We start from the raw sequence: 15,443 nt of genomic DNA, 5'->3' as shown, positions 1-15,443 counted from the left end.
CCCCAACTAGCGTGTGATTCGGGTGCTGAATCATTGTATGGAATACCCGCTTCAAGGACAGAAGAAAATCACCATGACCCACGATTCCGTATCCATCGTCGCTGCCGCCCATAGTCCTTTCGGTCGTCTGGACGGCCTGAACCTCGAGGACCTGATCGTCCAGGTTACCCGCGAGGCCCTGGCAGACGCTGAGATCGACGCCGCAGAAATCGATGCGCTGTTTCTCGGGCACTTCAACTCCGGCCTGGTAGCGGATGGTTTCCCCGCCTCGCTGATGCTCCAGGCCGACCCGCAACTGCGCTTCAAGCCGGCCACTCGCTGCGAGAATGCCTGCGCCTCCGGCTCGGCGGCGATCCAGGCCGGGATCAACGCGATCCGCAGCGGCGCCGCCGAACTGGTACTGGTGGTCGGTGCGGAGAAAATGACCGGCAACAGCACCGTCGAAGTCACCCGGGCCCTGGCTGGCGCCGGCTACCAGAACGCCCTCCAGGAGGCCGGCCTGAGCTTCGCCCAGCTTTTTGGCCAGGTGGCGCAGCAGTATGCCGAGCGCTACCACAGCCCATTGTCCTCGATGGCCATGATCGCGGTGAAGAACCACGCCAATGCCATGGCCAACCCCCTGGCGCAGATGCACCGAGTGATGGATTTCGAACACTGCAACAACGTTTCCCAGGGCAACCCGCTGATTGCACCGCCACTGCGCCTGACCGACTGTTCGCTGATCAGTGACGGTGCGGCGGCGATCATCCTGGCCTCGCCGCGGCGCGCCCGTTCGATGCGACGCCAGGTGGCGATCCGCGCCATGACCCAGGTGAACGACTTCCTGCCCTTGTCGCGCCGCGACGTGCTGGCCTTCGAGGGGCCGAAACGGGCGATCCACGGGGCCTTGCGCCAGGCCGGCGTGACCCTTGGCGACCTGAGTTTCGCTGAGGTACACGACTGCTTCACCATCGCCGAACTGCTGATCTACGAAGCCATGGGCCTGGCGCCCAGGGGCGAGGGGCACCGGGCCCTAGACGACGGCACCGTGCGCCAGGGCGGACGCCTGCCGGTGAACCTGTCCGGCGGGCTCAAGGCCAAGGGGCATCCGGTGGGGGCCACCGGGGTCTCGATGCATGCCCTGGGCTTTGCCCAACTGATCGGCAAACCCATCGGCCTGGGTGTGCCCGGTGCCGAGTTCGGCTTGCTGTTCAACATGGGCGGCATGGCGGTGGCCAACTACGCCAGCGTCCTGCAAGCGGTCAAGGCCTGAGGATGAACATCGCCCACTGGCTGCGCGATGCGGCCCAGCGCTGGCCTCGGCGGGCTGCTTTGTCCGAGGGACGCCGCCAGGTCGCCGACTACCAGGCGTTTGCCGCGCAGGCCCGGGCCCGCGCCCTGCAACTGCGCCACGCGTACGGCGTTGCCCCTGGCGACCGGGTGGCGCTGCTGATGAAGAACAGCTGCGGTTATCTCGAACTCTTGTATGCCATCTGGTGGAGCGGGGCGGTGGCGGTTCCGATCAACAACAAGCTGCACGCCCTGGAAGCCGCCTGGATCGCCGGCAATGCCGGGGCCCGGCTGATCTACACCGATGAGGGCCAGAGCTTCGACGCCGCGGCCCTGCCGGCCGGCTGCCGCGAATTGGCCGCGCCCGGGCTGGCCGTGCAAGACCGGGTGCCGGGCGATGAACTGGTGGAGCCGCACCTGCGGGAGGACGCCGACCTGGCCTGGCTGTTCTACACCTCCGGCACCACCGGGCGCCCCAAGGGCGTGATGCTGTCCCATGGCAACCTGATCGCCATGTCCTTGTGCTATCCGCTGGACGTGGATCCGGTGGCCGCTGATGACGCGGTGGTCTATGCCGCGCCGATGTCTCACGGCGCCGGCCTCTACAATTTCATCCATGTGCGATGTGGCGCCCGGCACGTGGTGCCGGCGTCCCAGGGGTTCCAGGCGGCGGAGTTGTTCGAGCTGGCGCAGGAGCTGGGCCAGGTCAGCCTGTTTGCCGCGCCGACCATGGTCAAGCGCATGGTGGAGCAGGCCCGGCAGCAGGGCTATTGCGGCGAAGGGATCAAGACCATCGTCTACGGCGGCGGCCCGATGTACCTGGCGGACCTTGCCCAGGCCCTGGACACCTTCGGCCCGCGCCTGGTGCAGATCTACGGCCAGGGCGAATGCCCGATGACCATCAGCGCCCTGTCCCGGGAGGCCATCGCCGACCGCGGGCATGCCGACTGGCCGGCCATTGCCGCCTCGGTCGGGCGCGCCCACGCCTGCGTCGAGGTGCGCGTGGTGAATGCCGCAGGCCAACCCCTGGCCTCTGGCGAACCTGGGGTGATCGCCGTGCGCGGGGCTGCGGTGATGCAGGGTTACTGGGACAATCCGCAAGCTACCCAGGAGGCCCTGGTGGACGGCTGGCTGCTCACCGGCGACATCGGTTTCCTGAATGAGCGCGGCTACCTGACCCTGACCGATCGCAGCAAGGATGTGATCATCTCCGGCGGCAGCAATATCTACCCGCGGGAAGTCGAGGAAGTGCTGATCCGGCACCCCGAAGTGTTCGAAGTATGCGTGGTGGGGGAGGCCGACCCGCATTGGGGCGAGTCGGTGGTGGCCTTCGTGGTCCTGCGCTCGCCCGGCAGCCTCGATGCGCAAGCGCTCGAGCGCTGGTTCCTGGCGCGCATGGCCTCGTTCAAGAAACCGAAGAAGTACCTGTTTTGCGCCGAGCTGCCGAAAAACAGCTATGGCAAGATTCTCAAGACCCGGTTGCGCCAGTGGTTGCAGGACCCCACGGGGCCCTTGAACGACCTCTGAAGCGCTGCATTTCATGGATAACACGACGACAGGAGTCCCCGACATGGATGTGTCACCTTCAAACTTCCAGCGCCAGCGGCGCCGAGCCTTCATCGGCGCCACTTCCGGCCACTTGATCGAGTGGTACGACTATGGCGTCTACGGCTTCCTGGCCCTGTACATCGGCAAGGCCTTCTTCGTCTCTGACGATCCCACCAGCAGCCTTCTGGCGAGCTTCGCGGCCTTTGCCCTGAGCTTCTTCATCCGGCCCCTGGGCGGCCTGTTCTTCGGCCCCCTGGCCGACAAGATCGGCCGACGCAAGACCCTGATCACGGTGCTGGTGATGATGGCCGGCTCCACCTGCCTGCTGGGCCTGTTGCCGACCTACGCCAGCATCGGCATCGCTGCGCCGGTAATCCTGGTGCTGATCCGCTGTGTGCAGGGTTTCTCCGCCGGGGGCGAGATCGGCACCATCACCAGCTTCATTTCCGAATACGCCGGCCCCGGGCGCCGGGGTTTCGCCACCTGCTGGCTGATGGTCACCGCCGTGCTCGGCCTGCTCCTGGGCGGCGCCGTGGCCAACGGCATGACCTGGGTTCTTGGCGCCGAGCTGATGCAGGAGTGGGGCTGGCGGATCCCGTTCCTGATCGCAGGTCCCCTGGGCTTCATCTCGCTGTATATCCGCTTGAAGCTGGAGGACAGCCCGGAGTTCCTGGCCCTGGTGCAGGCCGGGCAGACCTCCAAGGCACCGCTGCGCGAGGTCTGGCAGTGGAAACGCTCGATCGCCCTGGTGTTCTTCATCATCACCCTGCACAGCTCGATCTTCTACCTGGTGCTGACCTTCGCCTCGACCTACATGTCCAACACCCTCAAGTTCGACAGCGGCACCACCTTGCTCTATGTGTTCGTCGCCAGCCTCTCGGCGGCGGTAGTCATGCCGTTCGGCGGCGCCTTCACCGATCGCTACGGGCGCAAGCCGTTCCTGATGGTGATCGGTACCCTGGCGACCCTGGCCATGTACTGGTTCTTCAAGGCAGCGCCCAACGCCACCCCGGCCACCTTGTTCTGGCCGCTGATGGCCGTGGCGATCCTGTTCGGGCTCTATGCGTCCTCGACCTACGCCCTGATGAGCGAGCTGTTGCCGACCCGCATCCGCTCCACCGGCATCGCCGTGGCCTACAACATCCCGGTGGCGGTGTTCGGTGGCAGCGCGCCGCTGATTTCCACCTGGCTGATCAAGCTCACTGGCGACATCACCGCGCCCTGGTACTTCTATGTGGCGACCGGGGTCGCGTCGCTGCTGGCCTTGGTAGTGCTGCGCAGGGAGGACTTCGTCGCCTGTACCCACGGCGCCCGGCACCAGGGCAGCGGGGCTGCGCAACTCCTGGTCAATCCGCAACCTTGAGCCTGTCTGTCGGCGCCGGCCCTGGCTGGTGCCGATAGGCCACGCGCTGCAGCCTATCGGCAAGGACATCGGTAGTGGTTAATGGTGGGCAGCAGTGCCGGGCGGGTCGAGCAAGCCCATAGCTGCAACGCACGGTGTCAGCCCGGAAACAGTAAAGTCCCGCGAGCGGCCAGTCAGGACTGGCCGCTTTTGCCTATGGCAGAGGATCCGGTTTCTGGATCAAAGGCTGTCCGGGTCGCCGAAGAACATCTGAATCCGCGAGCGCAACCAGCGTTCGCCCGGGTCGTTGTCCTGGGAGCCGCGCCAGGCCATGTGCAGTTCGAAGGTGCGTACCGGCAGGGGCGGGTCTTCGGCGCGCACGCCGCCGGCGGCGGTCAGGGCTTCGGCGGTGTAGTCCGGCACGGTGGCGACTATGTCGGTGCCGGTGAGCAGGGTGCTCAGGCCGTTGAACTGCGGCACCGCGAGCACTACGTGACGCTTGCGTCCGAGTTTTTCCAGCTCTTCATCGATAAACCCACTGAGGTCGCCGGCGAACGACACCAGGGCGTGGGGGCGGGCGCAGAAGTCGTCGAGGCTCAGGGAACCGGGCATGCTGTCAGCCCGCAGCAGCTTGGGCAGGCTGCGGCGCAGCACCTTGCGCTTGGCGTTGGCCGGCAGGTCCTGGGTGTAGCTGACGCCGATGGAAATCTCGCCGGAGGCCAGCAGGGCGGGCATCAGCAGGTAGTTGGCGCGGCGCACCACCAGCACGATCCCCGGCGCTTCGGCGCGCAGGCGTTTGAGCAGCATCGGCAGCAGGGCGAATTCGACGTCGTCGGACAGGCCGATACGGAACACCGCGGTGCTGGTCGCCGGGTCGAATTCGGCGGCGCGGCTGACCGCGGTGGAGATCGAGTCGAGGGCGGGCGAGAGCAGGGCGAAGATTTCCACCGCCCGGGCCGAGGGCTCCATGCTGCGCCCGGTGCGCACGAACAGCGGGTCGTCGAACAGGCTGCGCAGGCGCGACAGCGCCGCACTGATGGCCGGCTGGCCGAGGAAGAGTTTCTCCGCCGCCCGGGTCACACTGCGTTCATGCATTAATGTTTCGAACACGATCAACAGGTTCAGGTCGACACGACGCAGGTCATTACGATTCATCTTGAGTCCTGGCAGAGTCAGCAAACTTGACGAGAGCGACCATATGAGAACAATGGCCGGCATGAATCTTACGGGGAAAGGCTGCTACTCTGCACCGGCTAATTGTTTTTTCCTGTAAGGAAGCCTGCGCTCTGGCACGCTGTTTATCGTTATTGCAGATGCCGCGGAATCAATGACAGGCATGTCGACTATTAATAGCCACTGATGGTCTTGGCCAGAAAGCCCAGATAGAGTTCAGGGCATTAGAGGTTACTTTGACGAGGTTTGCGATGTCCCGCACGATCCGTTTTCACAAGTTTGGTCCGGCCGAGGTGCTTAAGTGCGAAGAGCATGCGGCCGCTCTGCCTGCGCCAGGCGAAGTGCAGGTGCGTGTCGAAGCGATCGGCATCAGTTGGTACGACGTACTCTGGCGCCAGAACCTGGCGTCCTCCCATGCCCGCCTGCCTTCCGGCCTTGGCCATGAGATGGCCGGCGTGGTGACTGCGGTCGGCGAAGGCGTCGACGACCTGGCCGTTGGCGACAAGGTGGCCAGCTTCCCGGCCGAAAGCCCGAACGATTATCCGGTCTACGGCGAGCTGATTGTCCTGCCACGCTCGGCGCTGACCCGCTATCCCGATGTGCTCAGCCCGATCGAAGCGGCGGTGCATTACACGCCGCTGCTGGTGGCCTACTTTGCCTATGTCGACCTGGCGCGGGTCAAGCCCGGGCAGTTCGCCCTGGTCACCGATGCCAGCCACTGCGCCGGCCCGTCCTTTGTCCAGCTGGGCAAGGCGCTCGGGGTACGGGTGATCGCCGCGACCAAGACCGCTGAGGAGCGTGAGTACCTGCTGTCCCTGGGTGCCGAGAAGGTCATCGTCACCGAAGAGCAGGACCTGCTCATGCAGATCAACAAGTACACCGACAACCGTGGCGTCGACGTGGTGTTCGATGGTCTCGGCGGTCCGCAGATGTCGATGCTCGGCGACGTCCTGGCGCCACGCGGCAGCCTGGTGCTGTACGGCCTGCAAGGCGGTAACCAGACGCCGTTCCCGGCCTGCGCGGCGTTCCAGAAGAACATCCAGTTCTTCGTGCACTGCATCGGCAACTTCACCGGCAAGCCCGAACTGGGCATCATCCAGGACCAGGTGGCCTTGCAGCGCGCCTTGCGCGACATCAACCAGCTGACGGCGGATCGTGTGCTGTTGCCGCTGAAGACCCGGGTCTTCCCGTTCAACGAGTTCGTCGAAGCCCACCGCTACATGGACGAGTGTCCTTGTCGCGAACGGGTCGCACTGCAGGTCGAACCGGCCTGATCCTGACGCCAGGGTTCGCCATCGCGCACTCTGGCGTTTCTGTCTTCGCGGTCACTCCTTTCCTTGTTCCTGCCTCGATCCCGAGAGGCCTGCGCGCAGCTGCCGGCAATGGCCTATGTTGCGCCTGCTCATTGTGCAAACCTGCACGGATAGATCCCGTCGCGTTGCGGTCAAACTGCCAGTAAACTGCGCAGCACTCACCGAACCATCCATTTCCCGAGGTTTTGCATGACACTCAGTCCTTTTGCGGGCAAACCGGCACCGACAGAATTGCTGGTCGATCTTCCGCGACTGGTAACGGCCTACTACACCGGCCAGCCCGATGCCGCCATCTCTACCCAGCGGGTCGCCTTCGGCACCTCGGGGCATCGTGGCAGCTCGTTCGATCTGAGTTTCAACGAATGGCACGTCCTGGCCATCAGCCAGGCGATCTGCCTGTATCGCCAGTCCCAGGGCATCGATGGCCCGCTGTTTGTCGGCATCGATACCCATGCGCTGTCCACCCCGGCCGGCGCCAGCGCCCTGGAAGTGCTGGCCGCCAACGGCGTGACCGTGATGATCGCCGCGGGCGATGAGTACACCCCGACGCCGGCGGTGTCCCATGCGATTCTCTGCTACAACCGCGGCCGTACCAGCGGCCTGGCCGACGGCATCGTGATCACCCCGTCGCACAACCCGCCACAAAGCGGCGGCTACAAGTACAACCCCACCAACGGCGGCCCGGCCGACACCCACATCACCAAGTGGATCGAAGCCAAGGCCAACGAGCTGCTGGCCAACAAGCTGGCCGGTGTGAAACGCATCAGCTACGAGCAGGCGCTGAAAGCCGATACCACCCATCGTCATGACTACGTCAACAGCTACGTCGCCGACCTGATCAACGTCATCGACCTGGACGCCATCCGCAACGCCAAGCTGCGCCTGGGCGTCGATCCGCTGGGCGGAGCAGGGGTGCGCTACTGGTCGGCGATTGCCGAGCACTATCGCCTGGACCTGGAAGTGGTCAACAAGGAAGTCGATGCGACTTTCCGTTTCATGTCCGTCGACTGGGATGGCCAGATCCGCATGGACCCGTCGTCCAGCTATGCGATGCAGGGCCTGATCGGCCTGAAGAATCGTTTCGACGTGGCCTTTGGCTGCGACCCGGACCACGACCGCCACGGTATCGTGACCCCGACTGGCGGCCTGCTGGCGCCGAACAATTACCTGGCGGTGTCCATCGACTACCTGTTCCAGAACCGCCCGCACTGGCGTGCCGACGCGGCCGTGGGCAAGACCGTGGTCAGCAGTGGCCTGATCGACCGCGTGGCCGCGCGCCTGGGCCGTCGCCTGTACGAAGTGCCAGTGGGCTTCAAATGGTTCGCTGACGGTCTGTTCGATGGCTCTCTCGGTTTTGGCGGCGAAGAGAGCGCTGGCGCCTCGTTCCTGCGCAAGGACGGCGGCGTCTGGAGCACCGACAAAGACGGCCTGATTCCGGCCTTGCTGGCCGCGGAAATGACCGCCCGTACTGGTCGCGACCCGAGCCAGGCCTACCGCGCCTTGTGCGACGACCTGGGCGAGCCGTTCTCGGTGCGTGTCGATGCCAAGGCCAACCCGCAGCAGAAGGCACTGTTGAGCAAGCTGTCGCCGGAGCAGGTGACCTCGACCCAACTGGCCGGCGAAAGCATCCAGCAGATCCTCAGCCATGCACCGGGCAACGATCAGGCGATCGGCGGCCTCAAGGTCATGACCGAGAACGGCTGGTTCGCGGCGCGTCCATCGGGCACCGAAGACATCTACAAGATCTACGCCGAGAGCTTTATCGGTGACGATCACCTGAAGCAGCTGGTGCAGGAAGCGCAGACTCTGGTGGACGGCGCGATCAGCGGCTGATCCAGTGGCGTTTCGCGGCAGACAAAAAAGGGGCGACCAAGCGGTCGCCCCTTTTTATTGCTGCTGTGTCTTGTAGGAGCGAGGCTTGCCCGCGATGGCTTCCGTTTGGGCGACAACTATCTTCAGCTAGAACGTAAAGGGCTGCTTTGCAGCCCATCGCGAGCAAGCTTCGCTCCTACAGAAGCTGATTCTCAAGCCAGGTCCACCAGGACGATTTCGCTGTCCTCGAGGGCGGTGACCCGCAGCAGGCGTTCATCCTCGACCGCGACACCGTCTCGAGCTTCGGCGCGCAAGCCGTTGACTTCAATCACCCCGGTAGCCGGCACCAGGTAAGCCCGGCGCCCGTTGTCCAGCGAGTACTCGGCGGACTCGCCGGCCTTCAGGTTGGCCGCCACCAGCCGCGCGTCGGCGCGGATCCGCAGGCTCTGGTCATCGCCTTGCTTGCCGCTGGCCAGGGTCACGAAACCCTCGCGCTGGCCTTTGGGGAACGGCTTGGCGCCCCAGGACGGCGCGGAGCCGGCCTCGTTGGGGATGATCCAGATCTGGAAGATCTTGGTTGCGCCGGCTTCCAGGTTGTATTCGCTGTGGGCGATCCCGGTACCTGCGCTCATCACCTGCACGTCGCCAGCCTCGGTGCGGCCCTTGTTGCCCAGGTTGTCCTGGTGGGTGATCGCGCCTTCACGAACGTAGGTGATGATCTCCATGTCCCGGTGCGGGTGCTGCGGGAAACCGGTGCCGGGGGCGATCACGTCGTCGTTCCACACGCGCAGGTTGCCCCAGTTCATGCGTTTGGGGTCGTGGTACTCGGCGAACGAAAAGTGGTGGTGGGCATCCAACCAGCCGTGATGGGCGCCGCCCAGGGATTTGAAGGGTCTGAGTTCAAGCATGATCCTCTCCTGTCAGGGTTCGTCATGGGCGCCTTGGTTGAGCCATAGAACGAGACCGGTGGGTTGATGGTGCTCATCATCCATCAGCCAAACATCGATAAAAAGCGCAAAAAATGCCGCGATCCGATCTAATAAGTAGATATATTTTGTAGCCTTTCTTCTACTTTCAAACATTCAATTCATGACTTAAGTGAATGAGCTGTAAGCATTTCACTAGAAGTCAGCGGCGAATGAGGCGACCATAGGCGCCTTTGTTCCCATGCCGTCCATACCGCCTCATACCTGGAGTCAGCGTGCCGCAACACAGCCCCGATCTTCCTCCCGAACTCTTGCCCCTGGCCGAAATGCCGCTGCTCAAGCGCTTGGCGGCCAGGTTCTTCGGTCACGGCCTCAGTCGCCTGCGCGCCCAGCATCGCGCGTCCTGGTTGCACGGCCAGGCGGACGGCTTTCGCAGCGGGCACACCGCCGGGGTGGAGTACGGTTACCAGGAGGGCAAGGCCGAAGGCCTGGAGCAGGGCCGCCAGGTACTGCTGATTCGCGACAGCCGCTCCACCGAGCATCCGGCCCCCGGGGTAGACGACTATCTGTTCGATGACTGGCGCCTGCCGCTGAGCGCCGAGCTGAAGAAGCGCATCAAGGCCGACGTTGGCCGCCTGCTGCCGGCCCATGCCCAGCCCAGCAGCGCGCAATGGAAGATGATCTTCAGCGAAACCCCGTCGACCTCGGTGATTGCCGGCGCTGGGGCGGGCAAGTCGACCTCCCTGGTCCTGCGCATCCTGCTGCTCAATCATTACCTGGGCTTCGAACTCGACTCGATGACCGTGGTGACCTTCACCCGCGAGTCGCGCAAGGACTTCATCAACAAACTGATGGAGGTGTTCGCGCTCTGGGGCCGGCCCCTTGGCCTCAAGGAGGCGCGGGAACTAGTGCGCACCTTCCACTCGCGCATCCTGCCGATGGTTCGCAGCCTGCCGGGCTTCGAGCGCCTGCAGGCGTTCGAGAACCTCAGCGATCGCCCGGCGGCGGGGGATCTGGAGGTCGACAGCAATCCCTTCGACCTGCGGATCAACGACGCCCAGCGCAAGCACCTGAATGCCTGTTACCACGCCTTGCACCGGCGTGACGGGCGTTTCCGCGAGGCGATCAAGCCGCTGTTGCGTCACGCCCTGCAACTCAAGGAGCTGGAGCGCGATCACCCGGACGTGCAGAAGCGCATGGCCGTGACCGAACTGGCCGCCAAGCGCGACGAAGAGCTGTGCGACACCCTGGAAGACCTGTGGTTTCGCGCCGGGGCCTGGCCGATCAAGGGCATCGAGCCGAACCGGCAGACGGTGGAGATCAACGGTTCGCAGTTCCATTGCCATGGCTATGTCGCCGAGCTGGATGCCTGGGTGGTGCTGGGGTTCGACCCTCGGGAAAACCCGCAGCTGAGTCGTCCCGGGTCGAAGCTTTCGGTGCGTGCCGAATGGGCAGTAAAGCGCACCCTGTTTCAAGCTTTCTGCCGTAAGCCAGTGATTTGGCTGGATAGTTACGAGTCGGCAAAGCGCGTCCTGTCGTCCCTGGCCGGGGATGCCAGCGCTGGGCCGGGCTTCGATTACAAGGTCAAGGGCGAGCTGGCGTCGGCGCCGCTGCTGGACTGTTTTGTCGCCGCGGCCGGGTTTATCGAGAACCTCGGACTGGATGTGTCGGTGGCCGTGGGCCAGATGGTGTTTGCCCGGGACGACCCGGATCGCTTTTTCTTCGAGGCCCTGAGCCTGTTCTGGCGGGCGCTGGACGACCATCTGCTCGACCAGTCGCCGCCGATCATGAGCTACAACCGCATGTTCTCGCTGTTCGGCGAGAACACCCCGGAGAACTTCAAGCTGCTCAGCGATGAGCGGTTGCGGCCGATGTCGCACCTGATGATCGACGAATTCCAGGACGTCTCGCCGCAGATCGTCTCGTGGATTCGCGCCAGCCTGCGCGAGATCCGCAGTCGCGGGCCGGCGATGCATGTCGGCCGTGGGGCGCAGCGCTCGTCGTTGCTCTGCGTGGGGGACGACTGGCAGTCGATCTACGGCTGGCGCGGCAGTTCGCCGAAGTACTTCATGGAGTTCAACAAGGAATTCCCATCGCCGGCCACCAGCCGGGTGATGCTCAGCGAGAACTATCGCAGCCATCAGCACATCATCGACGCGGCGGAACATATCGTCCGCGCGGCACCGGCGATAGCCGGGAAGAAGGCCAAGGCCAGCGGCGAACCCAAGGAAGTGCTGCCGGTGAATGTGCTGGACCGCGACGACCAGGGGCTGGCGGCGCGGCTGGCGGAGCACTATCGCAACGGCGATTCTATCTTGATGTTGTTTCGAAAAAGTAGCGATAAATTATTGATTGAAGAGCATATTTTACCAATAGTTAATGTTGATTCTAGGTTGCCAGTCGAGGAGCGCCGCCTCAAGCAACTGACCTACCACAGCTCCAAGGGCTTGCAGGCGGATGCAGTGTTCCTGCTCGGCGATTGCCAACACTTGACCAGTTCGCCCTACAAGAACCAGGTCTATCGCATGGCCGGGCTGGGCAAGGATGGCGACAGCGAGCCCTACGACAATGCGCAGAAGGACGAGACCCTGCGCCTGGCCTATGTCGGCATCACTCGGGCGGTGAAACATTGCTACTGGTATGTGGACAGCCCGGACACTCAGGCGGCCAATGCGCCCAAGGCGTCGGACCGGATTCCCCAGGGCAAGCCGTTCTTCGCCGACCTGCGGGCATGAAAAAGCCCGCGCAACGGCGGGCTTGAGAACAACCTGGGGCGGGTCAAGAAAAGAGAGCAGCCCTAGGCTTTCAGGGCGAGTGGCGGCATGAAGGCCTCCAGCTCGTCTTCCACCGCCTCGATTATTCGTTCGACATCGGCGGCGTTCATCACGGTGGCGCAGGGGATGCCGGCAATGGCGATCATGGTCTCGCCGCTGGCACGATCGAAGAGCCGGGCGATCATGCTGCCGGGTGCATCCATGCTGGCCTCGAAGCCCATGGGGTGAAAATGCCAGCGCATCAGCTGGCAGGCGTTGGGAAAGGTGACTTTGCTGGCGGAGACACTATTCATGAATTGCCCACCTTGTTCATTGAGCGCTTCCTTGTGCTCGCGGTAGGTACGGAAGGGCCGTCACTGGACCAACCTGTGGAACTTTTAAAAATAGCACCGGGTCATGACATTCAAGGTTTTTTTTCAGGCCGTTTGGCGATTGCCCTGCACTTTTTTGATGCAGGTCATTTCCGCTAGCGGTTTTGGCAAAACGCCAGTATCCAGGGGCCATGCATTGGCCATTGAAGCGCCGGACGAACTTCGGCAAGCTGCGCCTTTCCGTCCCCCTGAGCCCTTATATCTGCCCCTTATGTCTGCCCCTGATGATGGCCCGGCGCAAACCCAGGCCACCGGCGAGACCGTGCTGCGCTATCACCTGTGCTGGAAGCACCGCGACCTCGATGGCGTCATGGCGCTGTATCACCCGGAAATCCAGTACAACGACTTTTTCCAGAACCGCACCCTGGGCCTGGACGAGCTGCGCGAGTACGTGCGCAACAGCATGCCGCGCGCGCCCGACGAAGCGCTGGAGCACAGCGACCGCATCCGCCTGGATGGCAATACCGCGTTCATTCAATACCAGGTGACCCTGCGCGGCGGACAGGGCCTGGTGTCGTTTCGCGCCAGCGAGGCGATCACGGTGCGCGACGGCCTGATCTGGCGTGTCAACGAATACGCCTCGCTGGTGCGCGAGGCGGCGCCGAGCCAGGCCGGTGGCGGCGCGCGGCCGGCGGTCAGCCGCCTGGGCCTGTCGCCGCGCCAACTGAGCTTCATGGCCGAGGATCTGCAACACTACTTCGAGCGCCAGCAGCCGTACCTCGACCCGGAGCTGGATTTGCAGCGAGTGGCGAAGGAGTGCGGCTACAGCCGCAACCAGATCTCCTACCTGCTCAACCAGGTGCTGGGGCAGAGTTTCTACCGCTATGTGAACCAGGCGCGCCTGCAGCATCTGCTGGCGGCGCTGGACAGGGCCGCGCCGCCAGTGCGCATCGACGAGCTGGCGTTCGCCGCCGGCTTCAACTCGCTGTCGGCGTTCTACAGCTGTTTTCGCCAGCACACCGGCCTGTCGCCCAAGGCTTATGCCAAGCAAATTTCTTTGCGTGCACGCGCGCAAGACAGCCCCTGAGCCGAGGCACTAGGATCGCCGCATTCGAAGTTCGGGTGGCGGAGTCCGTATATGCCAGCGTGGCGCAACATCAGTTTGTGGATGGATCAGCTCGACGAGCCGCTGCTGGCCCGGCCGTCGCTGGAGCAGGACCTGGATGTCGACGTGGCGATCATCGGCGCCGGTTATACCGGTCTGTGGACCGCCTATTACCTCAAGCGCCTGGCGCCGACCCTGAACATCGCCATCGTCGAGGCGCAGACCGCCGGCTTCGGCGCTTCCGGGCGCAACGGCGGCTGGCTGATGGGCAACCTGCTGGGGGAGGACCGGCTGCTGGCCGGGCTCAGCGCGCAGCAGCGCCGCGCCTCCTTCGACCTGCTGCACGGCATTCCCGATGAAGTGGCCAGCGTCCTTGAACGTGAAGGCATCGACTGCGATTACCGCAAGGGCGGGGTGCTGTACTGCGCCGCGCGTTACCCCGAGCAGGAAATCACCCAGCGCCGCTACCTGGACAAGCTCTACCGCCAGGGCCTCGACGAGCGCGACTACCGCTGGCTGAGCCCCGAGCAACTGGCCCGGCAGATCCGCGTGGCCAAGGCCTACGGCGGCATCTACGCGCCCCATTGCGCGACTATCCAGCCGGCGAAGCTGGTGCGTGGCCTGGCGCGCGCCGTGGAGCGCCTGGGCGTGCGCATCTACGAAAACAGCCCGGTCAGCCACTGGCAGTCCGGCAGCCTGCAAACCGCCAGGGCCAGCGTGCGTTGCCGCTGGATAGTGCCGGCGGTGGAGGGCTATTCGGTGACCTTGCCGCCCCTGGGCCGTTACCAGCTGCCGGTGCAAAGCCTGCTGGTGGCCACCGAGCCCTTGCCGGCCGCGACCTGGGACGAGATCGGCCTGAGCCAGGGCCAGGCGTTCAGCGAAAGCAGCCGCCAGGTCACCTACGGCCAGCGTACCGCGGATAACCGCCTGGTGTTCGGCGCCCGCGGCGGCTACCAGTTCGCGGGCAAGCTGCGTCACGACTTCGACCTGACCCGCAGTGAAGTCGAGCTGCGGCGCTACCTGTTCAGCGAACTTTTCCCGCAGCTGAAAAATGTGCGAATCACTCACTCCTGGGGCGGCAACCTGGGCATGTCCCGGCACTTCCGGCCGCACATGCTTTGCGACCCTCGGCACGGTATCGCCTTGTCCGGCGGCTACGGCGGCGAAGGCGTGGGCGCCAGCAACCTGGGCGGGCGGACCCTGGCCGATCTGATCCTCGAGCGCGACAGCGAGCTGACCCGCCAGCCCTGGGTGATCCCCGAGGGCGGCCTCGACGCCTTGCGCGCCTGGGAGCCGGAGCCGTGCCGCTGGCTGGGTTACAACGCGATCATTCGCAGCTTCGTCCATGAAGACCAGACCCTGGCCAACCCGGCCACGCCGCCCTGGCGCCGCCGGCTGGCCAGCCGGGTGGCGGGGTTCATGGAAGGCCTGATGCATTGAGGCTGTTTTTTCACAGCGGTTTTCACAGCGGATTTTCCATCGACAGGTAGCGCCATGAGCATCACTCAGTTCAAGAACACCGCCCACGTCACCCTGGAGCAATCGGCCCCGGTGGCCGTACCCCTGGGCAACCCGGTCGCCGTGACTTCGGTGACCTGCGTCGAGCGCAACGACGGCGTCGAAACCGGCATCTGGGAGTGCACGCCCGGGCGCTGGCGGCGGCAGATCGTCGCCCAGGAGTTCTGCCATTTCATCCAGGGGCGTTGCACCTTCACCCCGGACAATGGCGAACCCCTGCTGATAGAAGCCGGCGATGCACTGATGTTGCCGGCCAACAGCACCGGGACCTGGGACATCCAGGAAACCGTGCGCAAGACCTATGTGTTGATTTTCTGATCCTTTGATTGCCTGCCAATAAAAACAACCCACA

12 protein-coding genes are annotated in these 15,443 nt (G+C 64.3%); 9 read left to right on the top strand and 3 right to left on the bottom strand.

Annotated elements, in window-relative coordinates:
- Positions 1 to 73: 73 nt before the first annotated feature.
- From J4D52_RS12575 to J4D52_RS12565, 3 genes are read left to right on the top strand one after another with little or no spacing between them, the layout of a single operon-like run.
- Positions 74 to 1,252 carry an acetyl-CoA acetyltransferase gene (locus tag J4D52_RS12575; RefSeq protein WP_025808712.1) on the top strand — a complete coding sequence of 393 codons (1,179 nt, stop codon included), beginning with the start codon at positions 74 to 76 and terminating at the stop codon, positions 1,250 to 1,252.
- Between the two features lie 2 nt (positions 1,253 to 1,254).
- On the top strand, positions 1,255 to 2,796 hold the full coding sequence (locus J4D52_RS12570; RefSeq protein ID WP_102676723.1) for a class I adenylate-forming enzyme family protein: 1,542 nt from the start codon (positions 1,255 to 1,257) through the stop codon (positions 2,794 to 2,796).
- Positions 2,797 to 2,839: 43 nt separating this feature from the next.
- Positions 2,840 to 4,180: an MFS transporter gene (locus J4D52_RS12565; protein ID WP_102676724.1), complete on the top strand. Its 1,341-nt coding sequence runs from the start codon at positions 2,840 to 2,842 to the stop codon at positions 4,178 to 4,180.
- A 219-nt stretch (positions 4,181 to 4,399) separates the two neighbouring features.
- On the opposite strand, the gene J4D52_RS12560 is transcribed toward J4D52_RS12565, so the two are convergent.
- Complete coding sequence (locus tag J4D52_RS12560) at positions 4,400 to 5,314, bottom strand: LysR family transcriptional regulator (protein WP_102676725.1); 915 nt, start codon at positions 5,312 to 5,314, stop codon at positions 4,400 to 4,402.
- A 269-nt stretch (positions 5,315 to 5,583) separates the two neighbouring features.
- Here J4D52_RS12560 and J4D52_RS12555 point away from each other — a divergent pair, with 269 nt between their 5' ends.
- Both J4D52_RS12555 and pgm read left to right on the top strand, forming a co-directional pair.
- Positions 5,584 to 6,606, top strand: a complete 1,023-nt coding sequence (locus J4D52_RS12555; RefSeq protein WP_009049241.1) for a zinc-dependent alcohol dehydrogenase family protein — start codon at positions 5,584 to 5,586, stop codon at positions 6,604 to 6,606.
- 228 nt (positions 6,607 to 6,834) lie between these two features.
- Complete coding sequence (gene pgm / locus J4D52_RS12550; protein ID WP_025808717.1) at positions 6,835 to 8,478, top strand: phosphoglucomutase (alpha-D-glucose-1,6-bisphosphate-dependent); 1,644 nt, start codon at positions 6,835 to 6,837, stop codon at positions 8,476 to 8,478.
- Positions 8,479 to 8,669: 191 nt separating this feature from the next.
- Here the strand turns inward: pgm and J4D52_RS12545 are convergent, their stop codons facing one another.
- A complete protein-coding gene (locus J4D52_RS12545; protein WP_025808718.1) occupies positions 8,670 to 9,365 on the bottom strand; it encodes a pirin family protein in 696 nt (231 codons plus the stop codon).
- A 293-nt stretch (positions 9,366 to 9,658) separates the two neighbouring features.
- On the opposite strand from J4D52_RS12545, the gene J4D52_RS12540 reads away from it, so the two are divergent.
- Positions 9,659 to 12,118 carry a UvrD-helicase domain-containing protein gene (locus tag J4D52_RS12540; protein WP_102676726.1) on the top strand — a complete coding sequence of 820 codons (2,460 nt, stop codon included), beginning with the start codon at positions 9,659 to 9,661 and terminating at the stop codon, positions 12,116 to 12,118.
- A gap of 62 nt (positions 12,119 to 12,180) precedes the next feature.
- On the opposite strand, the gene J4D52_RS12535 is transcribed toward J4D52_RS12540, so the two are convergent.
- Positions 12,181 to 12,450, bottom strand: coding sequence for a DUF1652 domain-containing protein (locus tag J4D52_RS12535; protein ID WP_025808720.1), 270 nt, complete (start codon positions 12,448 to 12,450; stop codon positions 12,181 to 12,183).
- Between the two features lie 289 nt (positions 12,451 to 12,739).
- Between J4D52_RS12535 and J4D52_RS12530 the strand changes: the two genes are divergently transcribed.
- The 3 genes from J4D52_RS12530 to J4D52_RS12520 are packed head-to-tail and all read left to right on the top strand — an operon-like array spanning position 12,740 to position 15,409.
- Positions 12,740 to 13,555: a nuclear transport factor 2 family protein gene (locus tag J4D52_RS12530; RefSeq protein ID WP_102676727.1), complete on the top strand. Its 816-nt coding sequence runs from the start codon at positions 12,740 to 12,742 to the stop codon at positions 13,553 to 13,555.
- 51 nt (positions 13,556 to 13,606) lie between these two features.
- The gene (locus J4D52_RS12525; RefSeq protein WP_025808722.1) at positions 13,607 to 15,013 is read left to right on the top strand and encodes an FAD-binding oxidoreductase; all 1,407 of its coding nucleotides are present in this window, start codon (positions 13,607 to 13,609) and stop codon (positions 15,011 to 15,013) included.
- A gap of 54 nt (positions 15,014 to 15,067) precedes the next feature.
- On the top strand, positions 15,068 to 15,409 hold the full coding sequence (locus J4D52_RS12520; protein ID WP_025808723.1) for a cupin domain-containing protein: 342 nt from the start codon (positions 15,068 to 15,070) through the stop codon (positions 15,407 to 15,409).
- Positions 15,410 to 15,443 lie beyond the last annotated feature (34 nt).

The organism is Pseudomonas sp. GW460-12-10-14-TSB1, from assembly GCF_017349775.1.
Classification (GTDB): Bacteria; Pseudomonadota; Gammaproteobacteria; order Pseudomonadales; family Pseudomonadaceae; genus Aquipseudomonas; species Aquipseudomonas piscium.
This window is presented reverse-complemented; position numbering and strand designations above follow the sequence as displayed.

Coding starts and splice junctions, on each gene's coding strand:
- J4D52_RS12570 (WP_102676723.1), top strand. CDS start 1,255: ATGAACATCGCCCACTGGCTGCGCGATGCGGCCCAGCGCTGGCCTCGG.
- J4D52_RS12555 (WP_009049241.1), top strand. CDS start 5,584: ATGTCCCGCACGATCCGTTTTCACAAGTTTGGTCCGGCCGAGGTGCTT.
- J4D52_RS12535 (WP_025808720.1), bottom strand. CDS start 12,450: ATGAATAGTGTCTCCGCCAGCAAAGTCACCTTTCCCAACGCCTGCCAG.
- J4D52_RS12545 (WP_025808718.1), bottom strand. CDS start 9,365: ATGCTTGAACTCAGACCCTTCAAATCCCTGGGCGGCGCCCATCACGGC.
- J4D52_RS12520 (WP_025808723.1), top strand. CDS start 15,068: ATGAGCATCACTCAGTTCAAGAACACCGCCCACGTCACCCTGGAGCAA.
- J4D52_RS12560 (WP_102676725.1), bottom strand. CDS start 5,314: ATGAATCGTAATGACCTGCGTCGTGTCGACCTGAACCTGTTGATCGTG.
- pgm (WP_025808717.1), top strand. CDS start 6,835: ATGACACTCAGTCCTTTTGCGGGCAAACCGGCACCGACAGAATTGCTG.
- J4D52_RS12525 (WP_025808722.1), top strand. CDS start 13,607: ATGCCAGCGTGGCGCAACATCAGTTTGTGGATGGATCAGCTCGACGAG.
- J4D52_RS12565 (WP_102676724.1), top strand. CDS start 2,840: ATGGATGTGTCACCTTCAAACTTCCAGCGCCAGCGGCGCCGAGCCTTC.
- J4D52_RS12530 (WP_102676727.1), top strand. CDS start 12,740: ATGTCTGCCCCTGATGATGGCCCGGCGCAAACCCAGGCCACCGGCGAG.
- J4D52_RS12575 (WP_025808712.1), top strand. CDS start 74: ATGACCCACGATTCCGTATCCATCGTCGCTGCCGCCCATAGTCCTTTC.